Genomic DNA, 2,596 nt, shown 5'->3' with positions numbered 1-2,596 from the left:
AGCAAGTGACTGGTAAGGCCAATACACAAAAAATTGAACGCAAGCATCTTACGCTCAGAACACGTATTAAACGCCTGGCACGGAAAACCATCTGTTTTTCCAAACTCGACGTCATGCACGATACTGTCATTGGGCTTTTTATCAATCGATATGAGTTCGGCCTTGCCGTGTGAGAAACACATGTAGAGCACTACCGTCGAGATCAATGTCGCCGTGGGCGACCAGATTGAAGAAGGTGAGACGGTGCTCGCCGCCGAGACCGATAAGGCGACCACCGAGATCCCCTCACCCTATACCGGCACCGTTGAGCGTATGAGCACGAGGACCAGGTGAGCGTTCGGCTCGAGGACGCCGATGGCTCGCGCGAGCAGTCATTCGAGCGGGTGCTGGTGGCGATCGGGCGCCGCCCGAACACCGATGACCTCGGACTCGACGAGGCCGGCATCGAGACCGATGACCAAGGCTTCATCAAGGTCGATGCCGAACGCGGCACCAGCACGCAAGGGATCTTCGCCATTGGCGATGCCGCCGGCGGTCAGCAGCTCGCGCATGAGGCTATGCACGAGGGCAGGGTGGCGGCTGAGATGATCGCTGGGCGGCCGGCCGCCTTCGATGCCCGGGCCATCCCGGCGGTGATCTACACCGATCCGCAGATCGCCTGGTGCGGCCTGAGCGAGGCCGAGGCCGAGCAGCAAGGGCGCCAGGTCAGCGTCACCCGCTTTCCTTGGCGGGGCTCGGGCCGGGCGCTAAGCCTGGGCGCCGAGGCCGGTCTGACCAAGCTCATCATGGACCCGGACAGCGGGCGCTTGCTTGGCGCCGGCCTTGTCGGGCGAGGCGCCGAAGGGCTGATCGCCGAGGCGGTGCTGGCGATTGAGATGGGCGCGCTCGCTGAGGATCTGACGCTCGCCATTCATCCCCATCCGACGCTCTCGGAGACGCTAGGCGAGGCCGCCGAGCTGTTCGCCGGGAACAGTCTCCATGGGTTGGCTGGCGCTCATCGCTGAACGGAGCGCAGTGGGTTTATCGCCTGGGGAGCCGGGCCGCTTCCCCTGACGATGGCTTGACTCCATCAATCCAACACCCCGCCGGGAGAGCTCTATCGCGAAGCTCGATCCCCGACCGCGTCATGCCGCGATTTTCAATTCGTTGACGTTATTGACAACGGCCGCTTGCGTTGGCATTGTTGCCAACATGAAGGCCACGCTCATCACGAGTTTCAAAGACATCACGCCAGAGGGCGGAATCCTTGAGCTGGTGATCTGGCGTCTACCAGCAGCGGTGCCACCTTGCATACACCGCTATAAATACCGGGCGGTGTTTGTGGTCAACGGCGAACGGGTGATTGGCTTCGATAACGAGCGCGGCAAGGGCGATCATTGCCACCGCCAGGGGCAGGAACAGCCGTACCAATTTACAGGCGTCGATCAGCTGATCGAGGATCTGATGACAGAGGTCGAACGATGGAGAAGCGAACACTAAGAATCACGCTCAATGCGGATTGGCGTGCGGCGTTGCGTACGGCAGGCGCCCTCGCGCAGGCCGAGAGCTATCAAGGCGAGACGCTGAATTTCGAGTCTGCCGACCTACTCTTTGGCCGTTTGACGGAACGGCGCTGGTCCTTGGTGCAGGCGCTGATGGGCACTGGGGCGTTGTCCGTTCGCGAGCTCGCCCGTCGCCTTGGGCGTGACGTGAAGCGGGTGCATGAGGATGTGACGGCGCTCGCGCAACTGGGATTGGTGGAGCGCACTGAGCGCGGTGGTGTGCTCTGCCCTTATGCCAATATCCACGTTGATTTGCGCCTGAGCGCAAAGCCGCGCCAGGCGGCCTGAGGCGGAAACGTACCTTCACATCCCAGTCGCCGAACGAATCGCCGCCAGCTGATCGCTTCCGCCGACCTTGCGCACCAAGTATCGCATCGCCTCGATCGCTCACGACTCCTCCTTTGCGACCGGTTCCAGCACGGGTAGAGATCCCTGTGCTCAGCGCGCGGTATAACCGCCATCGATCACGAGCTCGCTGCCGGTGATGAACTTCGAGTTTCGGATTATTCATCTTAGGTCACGTTCGTAGTGAGTGGACGGGGGGGAAGCAGGCACGCCTGCAAATGGGGCGAAATATCGGTGTGAATACCATCGACGCGTTGCATCAAGACTGGCAGAGTGTCGCGATTCCTCGGCGGTGTCTCTATCGCGGATGGCTCAGACCAGGACTGTTATCCAAGAGGCTAACGCGAATTTTCATCGTTCCGCCTCACTGGCATTGTGGTTGACCGCGACGTCAAGCGCTGCCCGCCCAATCGGCGCTACATAATGCGAAACACGGGGGGTGCTACCCTCCGCCAGCAGGCCGCGAATGCGATCTTGCAGGGCGCGATCGTCATCGGTGACCCGTGCGTGCTGTCGCAGGTGCTCCAGCCACGACTCAACGTAGAACAACTCGATAAAGTGGTTGGGCCGCTCGGTATCTTCATACTCGACTTTGGTTGCGCCAGGCAAAGCCTGGAAGAGGAGGAAGAACGCCATAGGATTTGAGCAATCGGAAACCTCTTACAGTGACCCGACGGGTGCAAGTCCCGAACCGGCAAGGACTGGCCATC

At 60.9% G+C, this 2,596-nt stretch carries 6 protein-coding genes; 5 read left to right on the top strand and 1 reads right to left on the bottom strand.

Features of this window, described 5'->3' with window-relative positions:
- The 5 genes from CCR96_RS05725 to CCR96_RS05705 all read left to right on the top strand — a co-directional run.
- On the top strand, positions 1-173 hold a 173-nt coding region (locus CCR96_RS05725; RefSeq protein ID WP_242518334.1), incomplete at its 5' end, for an IS1 family transposase.
- Between the two features lie 28 nt (positions 174-201).
- Positions 202-333, top strand: coding sequence for a biotin/lipoyl-containing protein (locus tag CCR96_RS25035; protein WP_338035820.1), 132 nt, complete (start codon positions 202-204; stop codon positions 331-333).
- Positions 330-1,004: an FAD-dependent oxidoreductase gene (locus tag CCR96_RS05715; RefSeq protein WP_201218737.1), complete on the top strand. Its 675-nt coding sequence runs from the start codon at positions 330-332 to the stop codon at positions 1,002-1,004. The genes CCR96_RS25035 and CCR96_RS05715 overlap by 4 nt, the downstream gene beginning before the upstream one ends.
- A gap of 187 nt (positions 1,005-1,191) precedes the next feature.
- Positions 1,192-1,479, top strand: a complete 288-nt coding sequence (locus CCR96_RS05710; RefSeq protein WP_201218735.1) for a toxin-antitoxin system TumE family protein — start codon at positions 1,192-1,194, stop codon at positions 1,477-1,479.
- Complete coding sequence (locus tag CCR96_RS05705) at positions 1,461-1,829, top strand: HVO_A0114 family putative DNA-binding protein (protein ID WP_201218733.1); 369 nt, start codon at positions 1,461-1,463, stop codon at positions 1,827-1,829. The genes CCR96_RS05710 and CCR96_RS05705 overlap by 19 nt, the downstream gene beginning before the upstream one ends.
- Before the next feature lie 408 nt (positions 1,830-2,237).
- Here the strand turns inward: CCR96_RS05705 and CCR96_RS05700 are convergent, their stop codons facing one another.
- Positions 2,238-2,522 carry an MFS transporter gene (locus CCR96_RS05700; RefSeq protein ID WP_201218731.1) on the bottom strand — a complete coding sequence of 95 codons (285 nt, stop codon included), beginning with the start codon at positions 2,520-2,522 and terminating at the stop codon, positions 2,238-2,240.
- Positions 2,523-2,596 lie beyond the last annotated feature (74 nt).

The sequence above is a fragment of the Halochromatium roseum genome, from assembly GCF_016653315.1.
GTDB lineage: Bacteria > Pseudomonadota > Gammaproteobacteria > Chromatiales > Chromatiaceae > Lamprobacter > Lamprobacter roseus.
Note: the sequence above shows the minus strand (reverse complement) of the source record. Positions and strands in the feature narration are given on the sequence as shown.

Excerpts from the sequence above, each read along its gene's own strand:
- CCR96_RS05710 (WP_201218735.1), top strand. The coding sequence starts at position 1,192 with ATGAAGGCCACGCTCATCACGAGTTTCAAAGACATCACGCCAGAGGGC.
- CCR96_RS05705 (WP_201218733.1), top strand. The coding sequence starts at position 1,461 with ATGGAGAAGCGAACACTAAGAATCACGCTCAATGCGGATTGGCGTGCG.
- CCR96_RS05700 (WP_201218731.1), bottom strand. The coding sequence starts at position 2,522 with ATGGCGTTCTTCCTCCTCTTCCAGGCTTTGCCTGGCGCAACCAAAGTC.